Origin of the sequence: Limnobacter alexandrii, assembly GCF_005871185.1 — a bacterium.
Taxonomy (GTDB): Bacteria; Pseudomonadota; Gammaproteobacteria; order Burkholderiales; family Burkholderiaceae_B; genus Limnobacter; species Limnobacter alexandrii.
In genome coordinates, this window is the sequence record NZ_SWKN01000006.1 from 522014 (window position 1) to 538450 (window position 16437).

The 16437-nt window shown below is 52.5% G+C and carries 18 protein-coding genes; 1 reads left to right on the forward strand and 17 read right to left on the reverse strand.

The genetic code is table 11. From position 1 onward, the window contains the following. Nucleotides 1-54: 54 nt before the first annotated feature. The 17 genes from FCS97_RS02730 to FCS97_RS02805 form a co-directional block, all read right to left on the reverse strand. A complete protein-coding gene (locus FCS97_RS02730; protein ID WP_138516345.1) occupies nucleotides 55-444 on the reverse strand; it encodes a hypothetical protein in 390 nt (129 codons plus the stop codon). A gap of 149 nt (nucleotides 445-593) precedes the next feature. Then, nucleotides 594-1013, reverse strand: coding sequence for a F0F1 ATP synthase subunit epsilon (locus tag FCS97_RS02735; RefSeq protein WP_138516347.1), 420 nt, complete (start codon nucleotides 1011-1013; stop codon nucleotides 594-596). A gap of 69 nt (nucleotides 1014-1082) precedes the next feature. Continuing rightward, nucleotides 1083-2474 (reverse strand): F0F1 ATP synthase subunit beta, encoded by a 1392-nt coding sequence (gene atpD / locus FCS97_RS02740; RefSeq protein WP_138516349.1) that lies wholly within the window; start codon nucleotides 2472-2474, stop codon nucleotides 1083-1085. Nucleotides 2475-2512: 38 nt separating this feature from the next. Continuing rightward, the gene (gene atpG / locus FCS97_RS02745) at nucleotides 2513-3382 is read right to left on the reverse strand and encodes a F0F1 ATP synthase subunit gamma (protein WP_138516351.1); all 870 of its coding nucleotides are present in this window, start codon (nucleotides 3380-3382) and stop codon (nucleotides 2513-2515) included. Nucleotides 3383-3455: 73 nt separating this feature from the next. Then, on the reverse strand, nucleotides 3456-4997 hold the full coding sequence (gene atpA, locus FCS97_RS02750) for a F0F1 ATP synthase subunit alpha (protein WP_138516353.1): 1542 nt from the start codon (nucleotides 4995-4997) through the stop codon (nucleotides 3456-3458). Between the two features lie 32 nt (nucleotides 4998-5029). Beyond that, nucleotides 5030-5563, reverse strand: coding sequence for a F0F1 ATP synthase subunit delta (locus FCS97_RS02755; RefSeq protein WP_138516356.1), 534 nt, complete (start codon nucleotides 5561-5563; stop codon nucleotides 5030-5032). A gap of 25 nt (nucleotides 5564-5588) precedes the next feature. Further along, complete coding sequence (locus tag FCS97_RS02760) at nucleotides 5589-6059, reverse strand: F0F1 ATP synthase subunit B (protein WP_138516357.1); 471 nt, start codon at nucleotides 6057-6059, stop codon at nucleotides 5589-5591. A gap of 75 nt (nucleotides 6060-6134) precedes the next feature. Further along, nucleotides 6135-6377, reverse strand: coding sequence for a F0F1 ATP synthase subunit C (gene atpE, locus FCS97_RS02765; protein WP_008247085.1), 243 nt, complete (start codon nucleotides 6375-6377; stop codon nucleotides 6135-6137). A gap of 59 nt (nucleotides 6378-6436) precedes the next feature. After that, the gene (atpB, locus tag FCS97_RS02770) at nucleotides 6437-7297 is read right to left on the reverse strand and encodes a F0F1 ATP synthase subunit A (protein WP_138516358.1); all 861 of its coding nucleotides are present in this window, start codon (nucleotides 7295-7297) and stop codon (nucleotides 6437-6439) included. Between the two features lie 2 nt (nucleotides 7298-7299). Continuing rightward, nucleotides 7300-7689 carry an ATP synthase subunit I gene (locus tag FCS97_RS02775; protein WP_138516360.1) on the reverse strand — a complete coding sequence of 130 codons (390 nt, stop codon included), beginning with the start codon at nucleotides 7687-7689 and terminating at the stop codon, nucleotides 7300-7302. Nucleotides 7690-7780: 91 nt separating this feature from the next. Further along, nucleotides 7781-8662 (reverse strand): ParB/RepB/Spo0J family partition protein, encoded by an 882-nt coding sequence (locus FCS97_RS02780; RefSeq protein ID WP_138516362.1) that lies wholly within the window; start codon nucleotides 8660-8662, stop codon nucleotides 7781-7783. 36 nt (nucleotides 8663-8698) lie between these two features. Then, nucleotides 8699-9475, reverse strand: a complete 777-nt coding sequence (locus FCS97_RS02785; protein WP_138516364.1) for a ParA family protein — start codon at nucleotides 9473-9475, stop codon at nucleotides 8699-8701. Between the two features lie 30 nt (nucleotides 9476-9505). Beyond that, nucleotides 9506-9757 carry an RsmG family class I SAM-dependent methyltransferase gene (locus tag FCS97_RS16760; RefSeq protein ID WP_281283828.1) on the reverse strand — a complete coding sequence of 84 codons (252 nt, stop codon included), beginning with the start codon at nucleotides 9755-9757 and terminating at the stop codon, nucleotides 9506-9508. After that, complete coding sequence (locus FCS97_RS16765; protein ID WP_281283829.1) at nucleotides 9714-10181, reverse strand: 16S rRNA (guanine(527)-N(7))-methyltransferase RsmG; 468 nt, start codon at nucleotides 10179-10181, stop codon at nucleotides 9714-9716. Before FCS97_RS16765 ends, FCS97_RS16760 begins: the two co-directional genes overlap by 44 nt. Beyond that, a complete protein-coding gene (mnmG, locus tag FCS97_RS02795) occupies nucleotides 10178-12130 on the reverse strand; it encodes a tRNA uridine-5-carboxymethylaminomethyl(34) synthesis enzyme MnmG (protein ID WP_138516366.1) in 1953 nt (650 codons plus the stop codon). The genes FCS97_RS16765 and mnmG overlap by 4 nt, the downstream gene beginning before the upstream one ends. Before the next feature lie 700 nt (nucleotides 12131-12830). Then, nucleotides 12831-13631 carry a TSUP family transporter gene (locus FCS97_RS02800; protein WP_138516368.1) on the reverse strand — a complete coding sequence of 267 codons (801 nt, stop codon included), beginning with the start codon at nucleotides 13629-13631 and terminating at the stop codon, nucleotides 12831-12833. A 97-nt stretch (nucleotides 13632-13728) separates the two neighbouring features. Then, on the reverse strand, nucleotides 13729-15570 hold the full coding sequence (locus tag FCS97_RS02805; RefSeq protein WP_138516370.1) for a phosphoenolpyruvate carboxykinase (GTP): 1842 nt from the start codon (nucleotides 15568-15570) through the stop codon (nucleotides 13729-13731). 228 nt (nucleotides 15571-15798) lie between these two features. Between FCS97_RS02805 and FCS97_RS02810 the strand changes: the two genes are divergently transcribed. Continuing rightward, nucleotides 15799-16434: an MOSC domain-containing protein gene (locus tag FCS97_RS02810; RefSeq protein ID WP_138516372.1), complete on the forward strand. Its 636-nt coding sequence runs from the start codon at nucleotides 15799-15801 to the stop codon at nucleotides 16432-16434. Nucleotides 16435-16437 lie beyond the last annotated feature (3 nt).

Consider the following 16437-nt stretch of genomic DNA (forward strand, 5'->3'; position numbering starts at 1 on the left):
AATACAGGGCAATTTTCATGCCCTTATTCTAACCCGGTGGGCATTCAAAACGGCTTACACACCCTCGGTAGCCAACGCGCTTCCCATTTGTTCAATACACCGCAAAATGTGATCTTCCAGAATTTTGCAAGTAATGTGGCGCCAGTCCAGTCTGTTAATGAAAATCAGGTTTTCCGTTTTTTCATTCATGGCAAACCAGGAAGGGATCGGGGTAGAGGCACCCATTTCCTGATTGGCCTGCAACACCTTTTTGGCAGCACTCAAATTGTCCAGCCGAAAGCGCTTCAATTCAATGTGGATATCGACCCAGTTGATTCCCTCCATTTCCCCATTCTGAAGCAGCACCGGCTGGTCATTGAAAAAAAACACCCGCCCTTGGGGTGTCATGTTGCTGGGGCGATTTTGCTGAAGGTCGTTCAACAAATCATTAAATCGTTGGTACATAAATGGCTCCTTGGTTGCCATTTATGTTGCGAATACATTCCGTGTAGTTCCACTCACATTCACAGTACGTCCGCTCAAGAAAAAAGCCACGGTTCTCACCGTGGCTTTTTCTGCTTGAAACCGTTTTAAGGTTCTTCAGCGCCTATTACTTAGCGTACTTTCCTCAAGCGCTTGATGGCTTGCAACTGGGCAATCGCGGAAGCCAATTCAGCTTGTGCTTGAGCATAGTCAATATCCGCACTGCGATTGGCCAGTGCTTCTTCGGCCAAACGCTTGGCTTCTGTTGCTTTGGCTTCATCCAGGTCACTGCCGCGAAGGGCGGTGTCTGCCAGAACCGTAACCGAGTTGGGTTGTACTTCCAACACGCCACCATTCACAAACACCACTTCTTCCTCAGCCTGACCTGCAATCTTGATGCGAACTGTACCGGGCTTGATGCGTGTAATCAACGGGGTGTGACGTGGGTAAATACCCAGCTCACCCTGCTCTCCGGGCAAAGCAACAAACTCTGCTTCACCTTCGAAGATTGATTCTTCTGCACTCACCACATCCACGTGGATTGTCGACATACTCATTTCCTTTGTGATGGGCACCGGCTTGGATTTTCACCTTCGCCGGTGCACGACACACCAGTCGGATTACTGAATTTTCTTGGCTTTTTCGAAGGCTTCGTCGATGGTACCTACCATGTAGAAAGCCTGCTCGGGCAAGTGGTCACACTCACCGTTCACAATCATCTTGAAGCCGCGAATTGTTTCCTTCAGTGACACGTACTTACCAGGTGAACCGGTAAATACTTCAGCCACTGTGAAAGGCTGTGACAGGAAACGCTGGATTTTACGCGCGCGGGCCACGGCCAACTTGTCTTCTGGAGACAATTCGTCCATACCCAAAATCGCGATAATATCGCGCAGTTCCTTGTAACGCTGCAGTGTTTGCTGCACGCCACGGGCCACGTTGTAGTGCTCTTCACCGATGATGTTGGGGTCAACCTGTCGTGATGTGGAATCCAGTGGATCCACCGCAGGGTAAATACCCAATGAAGCGATGTCACGAGACAACACAACTGTGGCGTCCAAGTGAGCAAACGTGGTTGCTGGTGACGGGTCGGTCAAGTCATCCGCTGGAACGTAAACAGCTTGCACGGAAGTAATGGAACCCTTCTTGGTCGAAGTAATGCGCTCTTGCAAGCGGCCCATTTCTTCGGCCAGTGTTGGCTGATAACCCACCGCAGAAGGCATACGACCCAACAACGCAGACACTTCGGTACCGGCCAATGTAAAGCGGTAAATGTTGTCCACGAACAGCAGAACGTCACGGCCTTCGTCACGGAAGTATTCAGCCATTGTCAAGCCAGTCAGCGCAACGCGCAGACGGTTGCCGGGAGGCTCGTTCATCTGGCCATACACCAGTGCCACTTTGTCCAACACGTTGGAATCTTTCATCTCGTGGTAGAAGTCGTTACCCTCACGAGTACGCTCACCCACACCGGCAAACACGGAGTAACCACCGTGTTGCTTGGCGATGTTGTTGATCAATTCCATCATGTTCACGGTCTTGCCCACACCCGCACCACCGAACAAGCCTACCTTACCGCCTTTGGCGAACGGGCAGATCAAGTCGATCACCTTGATGCCTGTTTCGAGCAATTCTGTCGAAGGTGACAGCTCGTCGAAAGCAGGTGCATTCTGGTGAATGGCACGTGTAGCGTCGGTGTTCACAGGACCAGCTTCATCGATTGGGCGACCCAATACATCCATGATGCGGCCCAGTGTGCCTTGGCCCACGGGTACAGAAATCGGCTTGCCTGTGTTGGTCACAGCCATGCCACGGCGCAGGCCGTCTGATGCACCCAAACAGATGGTACGAACCACACCGTCACCCAGCTGCTGCTGAACTTCCAGTGTCAGTTCGGAACCTTCCATGGTTAGCGCGTCGTACACTTTCGGCATGTTGTTGCGTGAAAACTCAACGTCAATCACCGCGCCGATACACTGTACGATTTTTCCTTCGTTTGTCGCAGTACTCATCGTTATTTCCTTAATTCAAAATCGTTCCGAACTTCCGCTTACACAGCCGCCGCGCCGCCGACGATCTCTGCCAATTCTTTCGTAATGGCAGCCTGACGGGCTTTGTTGTAGGTAAGTTGCAGTTCACTGATCACATTCTTGGCGTTGTCTGACGCTGCCTTCATCGCAACCATACGTGCTGATTGTTCTGAAGCCATGTTTTCTGCCACAGCCTGATACACCAATGCTTCGATGTAACGCAGCAGCAAATCGTCAATCACGGCCTTCGCATCCGGCTCATAGATGTAGTCCCACGACGTGGAACCCTCATCGGCTTGCAGCCTTTCGCCACCCAAGGGCAGCAGTTGCTCGAACACGGCTTCTTGCTTCATGGTGTTTACAAAGCGGGTGTAGGCCAAATAAACGGCATCCACTTCGCCTGCAACGTATGCATCAAGTTGAACCTTGATTGCACCGATCAGCGCTTCCAGGTGGGGCTTGTCGCCAAGACCCGTCACTTTGGAAGTCACTTCAACACCAATCCGGTTAAAGAAGCCAGCGCCCTTTGTACCGATTGCGGTTGCTCGTACCTTTGCGCCTTTGCCGGTCAACTCCTGAAACTTGCTGGTCACCAGACGCAGAATGTTGGTGTTCAAGCCACCACACAAACCTTTGTCAGTTGTCACAACAATTGCAGCCACGTTTTTGATTTCGTCGCGCTCCACCATGTATTCATGGCGGTATTCAGGGTTTGCCTTGGCCAGGTTGGCGCAAATATTCCGAACTTTGTCCGCATAGGGACGAGCCGAACGCATACGGTCCTGGGCTTTGCGCATTTTGGACGCAGCCACCATTTCCATCGCCTTCGTGATCTTTCGCGTGTTTTGCACGCTCTTGATCTTGGTCCGGATTTCCTTCATTCCTGACATCGTATTTCCTCCAATGACTGGGAAGGTACGAGACCTTCCGAGTTATGCGGTGGGTACAATCAGATCGCTCTGATTAATACGCGCCAGTTTTCTTGAATGATTTCACGGCCTCGTGCAGCTTTGGCTCGTCGTCTTTCGACAACTCGTAAGTCTGCTCGATACGATCGATCAGGTCCTTGTGGCTTGTCTGCATGAATTGACGCAGAGAAACCTCGAAAGGAAGAACGTTCGATACCTCGACATCATCCAGATAACCATTGTTGATTGCGAACAGGGCCAGTGCCATTTCCCATGTTTTCAATGGAGCGTACTGGGGCTGCTTCAACAACTCAACCACACGGCGACCACGTTCCAGCTGGCGGCGGGTTGCTTCGTCAAGATCAGAAGCAAACTGCGCAAACGCAGCCAATTCACGGTACTGGGCCAAGTCGGTACGAATACCGCCTGACAGCTTTTTGACCACTTTGGTCTGCGCTGCACCACCCACGCGAGACACGGAAATACCCGCGTTAATCGCTGGACGGATACCGGCGTTGAACAAGTCGGTTTCCAGGAAGATTTGACCGTCAGTAATCGAAATTACGTTGGTTGGAACGAACGCTGTTACGTCACCAGCCTGGGTTTCAATGATTGGCAGGGCGGTCAAAGAACCGGTTTTGCCTTTCACTTCACCTTTGGTGAATTTTTCAACGTATTCGGCGTTCACGCGTGATGCGCGCTCGAGCAAACGGCTGTGTAGATAGAACACGTCACCTGGGTAAGCTTCGCGGCCGGGTGGACGACGCAGCAACAGGGAAATTTGACGGTAAGCCACAGCTTGCTTGGACAAGTCGTCGTACACGATCAGGGCGTCTTCACCGCGGTCGCGGAAATATTCGCCCATGGTGCAACCAGAGTAAGGAGCCAGGTATTGCATGGCTGCTGATTCTGATGCGGAAGCCACCACAACAATGGTGTACTCCATGGCGCCAAATTCTTCCAGCTTGCGCAACACGTTCACGATGGAGGAGGCTTTTTGACCCACAGCCACGTACACGCAAGTTACGCCGGTGCCTTTCTGATTAATGATCGCGTCGATCGCAACAGCTGTTTTACCTGTTTGACGGTCGCCAATGATCAGTTCACGCTGGCCGCGGCCAACTGGAACCATGGCGTCAATCGCTTTCACACCAGTTTGCAGTGGCTGGTCAACTGACTTACGATCAATCACGCCAGGCGCCACTTTTTCGATCACGTCAGTCATCTTGGCGTTCACTGGGCCCTTGCCGTCGATTGGCACACCCAATGCATTCACCACGCGACCACGCAGTTCAGGGCCTACGGGCACTTCCAGAATACGGCCGGTACACTTGACCAGGTCGCCTTCAGAAATGTGCTCGTAAGAACCCAAAATAACGACACCCACGGAATCACGTTCCAGGTTGAGCGCCAAACCAAAGGTGTTGCCTGGGAATTCCAGCATTTCACCTTGCATCACATCTGACAAACCATGAACGCGGCAAATACCGTCGCTCACGGACACTACAGTACCTTGTGTCCGGATGTCGGCCGATGATCCGAGGCCTTCGATCCGGCTCTTGATCAGTTCACTGATCTCAGAGGGATTAATCTGCATATTGATTGCTCCAATTACGTTTGAGGGCCAAGTTAGGCTGTTAAAGCCGCCTTCATCGCGTTGAGTTTGCCGCGCACCGAACTATCCAAAATTTGATCGCCCACAGTGACGCAAACGCCACCAATCAACGATTCGTCCACTTGAACTGTGACGTTCAACTTGGAACCAAATTTCTTTTCCAATGCACCACGTACGTTTTGAACTTCAGCATCAGACATGGGGAAGGCAGAGGCGATGATTGCGTCTGCCGAGCCTTCATGGCTGTTCTTCAATTCTTCGAACTGTCGAGCGATTTCTGGCAAGGCCAGCAAACGGCCATTTTCCACAAGCGCACCCAAGAAATTCGTTGCTTGCGCTTCCGCCGGTGTCTTGGTCAGTTCAACAAACACCTTCAACACCTGCTCATCAGTCAACTTAGGGTTGCTGACCAGCAATTTGATGTCTGGGTTACTTGCGACTGCCGACCACGACTGTAGCCAATCACTCCACTGATTCAAGTTCGATGTTTTGGCAACATCAAACGCTGCTTCAGCGTAAGGACGGGCGATGGTGGATAGTTCGACCATGTTGTGTTTCCTTAGCTCGTTAGGCTTACAGTTCCGCTTTCAGTTGATTCAGCAAATCTGCGTGGGCCTGGGCGTTCACTTCCTTCTTCAGGATTTGCTCTGCGCCTTTCACCACGAGTGTTGCCAACTGATCGCGCAGCTGGTCACGGGCACGTTGTGCTTCGTTTGCAGCTTCCGCTTCAGCCTGCGCAAGAATTCGCTTGCGCTCAACTTCGGCTTGTTGTTTTGCCTCTTCAATAATCTGCTGGGCACGCTTTTCAGCTTCGGCCAGGCGTTGCTGGTTCTCGGAACGGCTAGCAGCCAGTTCCTGTTCAGCTTTACGACCGGCTTCAGCCAAAGCCTGCTTACCACGTTCTGCAGCGGCCAGGCCGTCTGCGATTTTCTTTGCACGCTCATCGATGCTCTTGATCAGCGGGGGCCATACGAATTTCATCGTAAAGACCGCCAAGATGAAGAAAACGACGAGCTGAGCAAACAGCGTTGCGTTTAAGTTCACGGCATGTTTCCTCTAAAACGCACGAATTGGACTTAAAACATTCGTGCGGTGTTGTTCGAAGGAAGTGGCTGTAAATTAACCAACAAATGGGTTAGCAAACGCGAACATCATCGCGATACCAACACCGATCAGGAACGCGGCGTCGATCAGACCGGCCAAAACGAACATTTTTGTTTGCAGTTCGTTCATCAGTTCTGGCTGGCGAGCAGAAGCTTCCAGGTACTTACCACCCATGATCGCGATACCGATACAAGCGCCGATCGCGCCCAAACCAATGATAATGCCGCAAGCAAGAGCTACGAAAGCAACGTTAGTCATGACAACTCCTTAAATTGAAAAAATGAAAAATTAAAAAAACCAAAAAAACTAAAAATCGATCAGTGGCCCTGATGCGCCTGGCCAATGTAGATCAAGGTCAACATCATGAAAATGAAGCCCTGAAGCAACACGATCAGAATGTGGAAAATCGCCCATACCGTACCGGCCAACACATGGCCCAAGAAGGCGAATGCTCCACCCAAGGACAACGCAGCAGCGCCACCCAGCAAAGCGATCAGCATGAACACCAATTCGCCTGCATACATGTTGCCGAACAGTCGCATGCCCAGGGACACGGTCTTCGCGGCAAATTCAATGAGGTTCAATACAAAGTTAGGGATCCACAGCAGTGGGTTTGCACCGAAGGGGGCGCAAAACAGTTCGTGCACGAAACCACCAGCGCCCTTGATTTTTACCGAGTAGTAAAGCATCAGGACCAGCACGCCCAAGGACATGCCCAAAGCACCGTTCAAGTCGGCCGTGGCCACCACACGCATGTAGGGATCACCAGGACTGGCGGCAAAGCCAAGCGCATACAGCAGTTCACCCCAAGCCATCGGGATCAGGTCAACAGGCACCAAGTCGAAGGCGTTCATGACCACGATCCAGAGGAACACGGTCAATGCGAGAGGAGCAATGAAACTGCGATCGCCATGCACAATGGCTTTGGATTGGTTTTCAACCATTTCCACCAACATTTCGACGAAACCCTGAAAACGACCGGGCACGCCAGAGGTGGCTTTGGATGCTGCTTTGCGCAACATGAAGATCACGATTAGACCAGACAGGATGGAGAAAAACATCGTGTCCAGATTGATCACTGAGAAATCGACGATAAATTTTTGCTTATCGGTAGCGAAATGCTGCAAGTGATGGACGATGTACTCTGAGGGGGTTAGCCCATTCGGTGAAGATGCCATACTTATCTCAAGAAAAATGCCAAAAAATAGCTTTTGAGGGTGACGACCGCTGTGAGGATCAAGGACCACCAAACAATGTTCGGATCAACTTGACTCGCTACAAACATGATCGCGATTGTTGCGCCAACCTTCAGGAATTCTCCGGCCAAAAACACAAAGGTTCCGCCCATGGGGGTTTTACTACCCAAGGCCAACCGTGCGGCGAACAATGTGCTCGGCAACGCCACGGCGACAAAACCCCAAGCGGCAGACTGCGCGTGAATTGGGGACACCAACAACATGAGGAGGCACACTGCCACCCCGACGACCCATTGGAGCCCGACTATTTTCCACATATTTGCTGCGCTGCCACATTTAACCTTTTTCGGATACGTATTTTCCGCAAGGCTCACGTGTTTTTGACAAACCGCCAGATTATAGGGGTTTGTACGCCCCCACGTCAAACGAAAACGGCTTATTTTTCACACCGATTTGGTGCAAAAGTCAAAGCTCTTCTTTGGGAAAGCCGATGCGCTGAAGCACACCATCCAGCTCATCCAAATTATTGAATTTAATAGTAACACTGCCCTTGCCGTTTGCATTGGCTTTTAACTGAACGGCACTGGCCAACCAGTCGGCCAAGCCCTCTTCCAGGCGACGCACATCAGCTGTTTGCTTGGGCTTGGTGGCTTGTCGATCGCCATCGCTGGCCCAGTCATTGACCAGCTTTTCAGTTTCGCGCACGGACAAGCGCTTGTTGACCACTTCATTGGCGCAGGCAATCTGTTCTGCGGCAGTTAACGCCAGCAAAGCACGGGCATGCCCCATTTCAATGTCGCCAGCCAGCAACATGGTTTGAACAGGCTCGGCCAAGTTGAGCAGACGCAACATATTGCTTGTTGCACTGCGGGATCGCCCGATAGCACGGGCTGCGTCTTCATGCGTCAAGTTGAATTCGCGAATGAGTCGCTGAACGCCCAAGGCTTCCTCAAGTGGATTTAAATCCTCTCGCTGAATGTTCTCGATCAGGGCCATGGCCAGGGCAGACTCATCCGGAACCGCACGGACCAACACAGGCACTTCCTCCAAGCCCGCCAATCTGGAGGCACGGAAGCGGCGCTCACCTGCAATAATTTCGTACTTTCCTGAGCCAATGGGGCGAACCAGAATTGGCTGCATGATGCCCTGGCTTTTAATGGATTCGGCCAATTCCATGAGCGATGACTCATCCATGCGGGAGCGCGGCTGGTACTTACCGGCCTGCAGCTTGCCCAAAGGCAAGGTCATCACCTGCTCGCCCATGTCTTTGTTGGCGTCGTCGCCGGAAGGGCCCAATAGCGCTTCCAGACCCCTTCCCAGGCCTTTGCTGCGTTTAATTGCGTTCATATGTCTTCTGCTGAATGGAGTTAGGCTGCATGTAGTTTAGGCAGCGATCGGCAAGCCCAGACGCTCTACCATTTCGTTTGCGAAATCCAGATAGGCTTTTGCACCTTTGCTGGACTTGTCGAACAAAACACCAGGCACACCATAGCTGGGCGCTTCCGCCAAGCGTACATTGCGGGGAATGATGGTTTTGAATACCTTGTTGCCGAAATGCTTCTCAAGCTGGGCAGACACCTGTTGAGCCAATGTCATGCGCGGGTCGTACATCACCCGCAGCAATCCAATGATGGTCAAATTGGGATTCAGGTTTTTACACACTTGCTTGATAGTGTTGACCAGGTCGCTCAAACCCTCCAGGGCGTAGTATTCGCACTGCATGGGAATGACGACACCGTTGGCACAACACAAGGCATTCAAGGTGAGTAGTGACAATGCGGGTGGGCAATCAATCAGAATGAAATCATATTGACTATCCACTTGGGCAATGGCTTCGCGCAATTTGATTTCACGGTCTTCGAATTCGACCATTTCAACCTCTGCACCCGCCAACTCCCGGTTGGCAGCCAACACATCGAACTCGCCTTCTGCGCGAACGGTGGCCTCAGCCACACCCACCATGCCCACCAGCACCTGGTAAACCGTGTGTTTAACGCTTCGCTTGTCGATACCGCAACCCATGGTGGCATTGCCTTGGGGATCAAGATCAACCAGCAACACGCGCTGTTTGGCCATGGCCAAACCGGCCGCCAGATTCACTGCGGTGGTGGTTTTTCCCACGCCACCCTTCTGGTTGGCAATGCAGAAAACTTTCGCCATCTTCTTGTCCTGTGAATGAATGCTTTGATTTTAGCGTTTAATCATGAACAAGTGCCTTGCCTCGTCCAAGAATGGCACTTCAATTGGATGAAGTGCCTCAATTCGCCAACCCTCGGGCACTTCGCTGTCGACTTCCACTCGGCCCTTCAAGGCTGCAAACTGCCCGCCATCAATCAACAGGTGCTGACTCAGCCCGATAAAGTTGTCGATGCTGGAAAATGCGCGGGAGCAGATCAAATCAAACTGCGCTGGAGGTTGGTGCGCCTCGACCCGACCATGCACAGCCTGAGCATTCTTCAAACCCAGGCTGGCAATGGCCTGTCATGAAGGCTGCTTTTTTCTGAACGGTGTCAATCAGGGTGACGTGCCATTGGGGCTGGGCAATCGCCAGCACCAGACCGGGCAGGCCAGCACCTGCGCCCACGTCCAGAATTTTCGGTTGCAACGTGGATTGCAGCGCAAATGATATCTCGGGCAGAACCGCCAGTGAATCAAGCAAATGGTGCGTAATCAATTCGCGGCTATTGCGGATGGCAGTGAGGTTATACACCCGGTTCCATTTCTGGATTAGCTGCCCATATTTGAACAGCTGAGTGTGTTGCTCGGCATTCAAACCCAGGCGCAGTTGGGCGATTCCGTCATCCAGCAGTGCCTGGTCTGAAGCCCCCAAGGTTTCAGACTTTGGTTTTCGGTGCAGTGAATTCAAGCCACCTGCTCCGTGGTTCCGTCAGAAGACTTGATGGGGTTGGCACTTCGGCTCAACAAATCGCGTTTCTTCAAATGCACCAGCAACAGTGAAATTGCGGCAGGCGTGATGCCTTGAATGCGCCCAGCTTGGCCAATCGTCTCTGGTTTGTGCGTATTCAGCTTTTGCTGCACCTCTTTGCTCAAACCATTCACACCGGAATAATCAAAATCCGCTGGCAAGCGAATTGATTCATTGCCTGCACCCCGTTCAACTTCGGCCTGCTGGCGAAGCACATAGCCAGCATACTTCACTTCAATTTCGAGCTGCGAAACCAGATCGCTTTGCTGCAATGGTTTGCTCAAGGCAAGCTCGCCATTTTCTTTGCTTAGCGTACTGAGATCCTGATAACTGACATCCGGGCGCTTGAGCAAATCGTACAGGTTGTACTCGCGGTCAATGCCTTTGTGCAGCACTCGCTCTGCTTCCGCTTGGGCTACGATTTTTGGATTGATCCACGTGGAACGTAAACGCTGTTTCTCTTGCTCCACTGCCTCGCGCTTTTCCGAGAATGCCTTCCAGCGAATGTCGTCGACCAAACCCAGCTTTCGGCCAATTGGTGTGAGGCGTTGATCGGCATTGTCTTCACGCAGGCTTAAACGGTACTCGGCACGGCTGGTGAACATGCGGTAAGGCTCTGCCACACCCTTGCTGGTTAAATCGTCTACAAGCACGCCCAGGTAGGCCTCATCACGGCGGGGTGTCCACTGGTCTTTGCCCTGCACCATCAATGCCGCATTCACACCTGCCAACAAACCCTGGGCGGCCGCCTCTTCGTAACCCGTGGTGCCATTGATTTGACCTGCGAAAAACAAACCCTCAATGGCTTTGGTCTCAAGTGTGGTTTTCAGCGCGCGCGGATCGAAATAATCGTACTCAATCGCATACCCGGGCCGCATGATGTATGCGTTCTCCAATCCCTTGATCGAGTGCAACAGGCTCAACTGCACATCGAATGGCAAAGAGGTAGACACACCATTTGGATAATACTCATTGGTGGTTAAGCCCTCGGGCTCCAGGAAAATTTGGTGCGATTCCTTGTCTGCAAAACGGTGAATTTTGTCTTCAATCGATGGGCAATAGCGTGGCCCCACTCCCTCAATCACACCAGTGTACATCGGGCTTCGGTCGAGACCACCCCGAATAATGTCGTGCGTTTTCTGGTTGGTGTGCGTAATCCAACAGGGCAACTGCCGTGGATGCATGGCTGTGTTACCGAGGTAGGAAAACACGGGGACAGGATCCAAGTCACCGGGTTGCTCCTGCATCACTGAAAAATCAATGCTGCGACCATCAATGCGTGGTGGGGTACCCGTTTTCAGACGGCCTTGCGGCAACTTCATTTCCTGTAAGCGCATGCCCAAACCGATCGCGGGAGGATCCCCTGCCCGACCGGCTGAATAATTCTGCAAACCCACATGAATTTTGCCGTTCAAAAAGGTGCCTGCGGTAAGTACAACTGCCTTGGCTTTGAACTTCAATCCAACCTGAGTTACCGCACCGCACACGCGATCGCCATCCAACAACAGGTCCTCAACAGACTGCTGGAATATACTCAAACTGGCCTGATTTTCCAGACGTGTACGAATGGCTTGGCGATACAACACTCGATCGGCTTGGGCACGGGTTGCCCGCACCGCGGGGCCTTTTGAACTGTTGAGAATACGGAATTGAATGCCTGCTTCATCAGTGGCAATCGCCATGGCACCACCCAAAGCATCTACCTCTTTCACCAAGTGGCCCTTGCCAATGCCACCAATAGAAGGGTTGCATGACATTTGCCCAAGGGTTTCGATGTTGTGTGTCAATAGCAGGGTTTTGCTTCCCGCACGGGCGGCAGCAAGTGCGGCCTCAGTACCGGCATGGCCGCCACCCACAACAATGACATCAAACTCTTCGGGATAAAACATTCTTCACTCCTGGCATTGGATGCCGGAATCCAACATGGGATTCAAAATTCAAATGCCGAATCCGGACTGATCCGATTCGACGACAATGGCGCAATTATATGCCTCGGTGCGGTTTTGCCCAAGCGAACATGTTTCACGTGGAACAGAAAACAGACAACTGAGACGCCCGATGCAGCGCAACAGCCAACCACTTTGTTAAAGCGCTCAGCTTGCTCAGTCGCATGCCCTCTCGCGCCAGAAAACCTGTATTTCCCTTTTTGAGATTCACCCTGACTCACCTCGCTCGGCAAAAAAGCGGGCCGAGTCTCGATGCCGGCCTATGGCCGACCGTGGCGGGTGAATTCAAACGGGCAGGTTTTCTTGACCGACGCCGCGAGGGCATTGCAGCCTGAGCGCACTGGCGACACGTAGCCGTTGTGTGTGCGCGGAGTGAGGCTTTTGGATGCTGAGGTGAGGCTTGGGTGCTGCACCGACTGGCCGGCTTTGCAAGGCTTCCCGGCGGCTTCGCAGCGAGGGGCGACCTGCAAGGTCGATGCGAAGACGCTTAAGCGTTTCGCATGCCACACGCCAGAAGCATCAAGCCGGAATCAGAAGGCTTGCTTAGGCCAACCGGTGCAGCACCCAAGCCTCAGATCATCCATGTAGCAAATCCTGCATATCACTCCAAAACCGACTCGCCCACATGTTCCACGTGAAACAATCAGCTCAGCCACGCCTTCACATACGGCCAGTAGCTGTCGTAGCTGGTTCGCAAAATCAAAAGAAACACCACCGTCAGCAATGCCTTGCGCACAAACCCGGCACCCTTCCGAATTGCCAAACTTGCCCCTACCCTGGCCCCTGCCAAATTGAACACCGCCATCAACAAACCCAAGGCAACAATGACATGCCCGGCCGGTGCGAACCATGCCAAGGATGCAATGTTGCAAGCGATGTTCACCATCTTTGCGCCTGCAGTTGCCGCCAAAAAATCAAAGCCAAAAAAAACAACGAAGGCAACCATCAAAAACGACCCGGTGCCCGGGCCGAAAAATCCATCATAAAACCCAATGGCCAAACCCACACAGGCACCAAAAAATCGCTCTCGATTCTTGTCCAGCTTGGGCGCATGCACGCTGCCCAGGTCTTTGCGCAAAAAGGTGTAGATCGCTACCGCAATCAACAACAACGGCAGCATCAAGCGCAACACCTCCGTTGAAATTTGGGTCACGATATAAGCACCACAATACGCCCCGATCAAAGCCATGGCCGTGGCTGGCAATACTGCATTCCAGGGCACTTGAATGGCCTTGGCATACTTGTAAGCAGCAAAGGTGGTTCCAACCACACTGGAAATTTTATTGGTGCCCAACAATGTGGCATGTCCTTGGCCAGGCATTAAACCGAACAGGGCCGGAATTTGAATCAAGCCACCCCCACCCACCATGGCATCAATCAACCCAGCACCGAATGCCGCTGCGCACAAAGCAATCAACACCCACAGCTCAATGTTCTCAAACATGAAGAAATTCCGCAGAAAAGAAAACGGGCGCCTTGTGGGCGCCCGCCATAGGACTAATTCTGGAGTATCAGAAAAAAGTCAAAACGTTCAAGCCAAATCAGGCTGCCAAACGGCTGGCGATTTGCGCTTTGGTTTCTTCCAGCTGTGCTGGCAAGTTGTGCTTCAGTTTTTCAAACAACTCGGCATGCAGGTCAAGCTCTTCGAGCCAAGCCGCCTTATCGATCGCGGTAATGGACTCGTATTGCTCTTTGCTGAATTCCAGACCTTCCCAAGAGATGTCGTCGTAGCTAGGTGATGTACCAAACACGTGGTCAACACCCTTGCCCTTGCCTTCAACACGCTCCAAAGCCCACTTCAACACGCGCATGTTCTCGCCAAAACCGGGCCAAATGAACTTGCCTTCAGCATCGGTACGGAACCAGTTCACGCAGAAAATACTGGGCAACTTGGCGCCAGACGATTCAAGCTTCTTGCCCAAATCAAGCCAATGCTGGAAGTAATCAGACATGTTGTAGCCACAGAATGGCAACATGGCAAACGGGTCACGACGAACAACACCCTGCTGTCCAAATGCGGCTGCGGTGGTTTCCGAACCCATGGTTGCGGCCATGTAAACACCCTCAACCCAGTTGCGCGCTTCGGTGACCAAAGGCACGGTAGTTGAACGACGGCCGCCAAAAATGAAGGCATCAATTTCAACACCAGCCGGGTTGTCCCAGTTGTTGTCGATTACCGGGTTTTGCTCCGCGGCCACGGTGAATCGGGCGTTGGGGTGTGAGGCCTTGCGACCGCAGTCTGGGGTCCAGTCCTGACCAGTCCAGTCGACCAAGTGCGCAGGCGCCTCTTTGGACAGGCCTTCCCACCACACATCGCCGTCGTCTGTCAGGGCCACGTTGGTGAAAATTACATTGGCGTTCAGTGAAGCCATGCAGTTCGAGTTGGTCTTGGTGTTGGTACCAGGTGCCACGCCGAAGTAACCGGCTTCAGGATTGATCGCGCGCAGTTTGCCATTGGCATCGGGCTTGATCCAGGCAATGTCGTCACCGATCGTGGTCACGGTCCAGCCCTTCATGGATGCGGGTGGAATCAACATGGCGAAGTTTGTTTTGCCGCAGGCCGACGGGAAAGCCGCTGCCACATGGTACTTCTTGCCCTCAGGGTTTGTAACACCCAAGATCAGCATGTGTTCAGCCAACCAGCCCTGGTCGCGACCCATGGTAGAGGCAATGCGCAAAGCCAAGCACTTTTTGCCCAGCAAAGCGTTGCCGCCATAGCCGGAACCGTAAGACCAGATTTCACGGGTTTCTGGATAGTGAACAATGTACTTCGTGGTTGGATTGCAAGGCCACGCAACATCTTGCTGACCAGCTTCCAAAGGAGCGCCCACGGTGTGTACACAAGGCACAAACTCACCGTTCTCGCCCAACACGTCATACACGGCCTTGCCCATGCGCGTCATCATGCGCATGTTCACAACCACATAAGCAGAATCAGACAACTCAACACCAATGTGCGCAATCGGGCTACCCAAGGGGCCCATTGAAAAAGGCACTACATACAGGGTACGGCCGCGCATGGAGCCTTTGAACAAACCGTTCAATGTGGCGCGCATTTTGGCGGGGTCTTCCCAGTTGTTGGTTGGGCCTGCATCTTCTTTCTTTTCAGAACAGATGTAGGTGCGATCTTCCACGCGGGCGACGTCTGAGGGATCAGACCAGGCCAGGTAAGAATTGGGGCGCTTTTCGGGGTTGAGTTTGCGGAGTGTTCCCGCTTCAACCATTTCAGCGCAAAGACGGTCGTACTCTTCTTGCGAACCATCGCACCACACAATATTCTTGGGCTCGGTCAAGGCTGCAATTTCTTGCACCCAGGCCACAAGCTTTTTGTGCTTGACGTAAGACGGCACGGTCTGGCTGACCATAGACAGCACTGCACTCATGCTAAAACCTCCAGATAGACAAATGTAATTCTTTTGTGCGGGGGCTTTGGCGTTGCTCTACAGTGTGACCGGAACATGACACCAAGCACACGGGCGATCGATATGTCGCTTATCCGCAAACTTAGCCCTCGAGTTTAACATGTTGTAAGCAAACGGAAATAAGTTTTTCCTATAGGCATAATCACCTAATCGCATACCGTGTTTGCTTTCCGACACAGGCGAGGTAAAGTGGCGAAACCAAACTACTACGGACGTGTCATGAAGTTGATTGCAATATGCACAGGACTGGTTGCCCCACTCGTTTATCGCACCGCCTCGGGCGACATCAAAACCGAAGCCAGCGGGATCAAAAAGCAGGCTGTGAGCACCGTAGAAAACCCCACATCAATTGAACTGAAAAAGCTGGGCCTGGAAGGTGATGAACAATGTAATTTGTCAGTGCACGGCGGCCTGGACAAAGCGGTGTACATGATGCCGGCTGCACATTATGAATTCTGGAAAGCAAGGCGTCAGGAAAAGAATCTGGACACTGATTTGCCTTGGGGATTTTTGGGTGAAAACCTGGTGGTGGAAGGTCTGGATGAAAGCCAAGTGCGCATTGGGGACGAGTTCGAGTTGGGCGAGGTGCGACTTCGGGTTACTGATCCACGCGAGCCCTGTCACAAATTTGCGATCCGTATGGGCTATGGCGCTGCGCCCAAACAAATGATTCAACAGGGCAACTGCGGCTGGTATTTGCGGGTTGTACAGGCAGGGCATTTGCAAGCTGGGCTGCCACTCAAACATTTTGCCAATCCGCAGGGCAAAACCGTACTGGAATCATTTCGGACCAAAACCCAAAAAGGGCAAATGGACTTGTTGTGATGC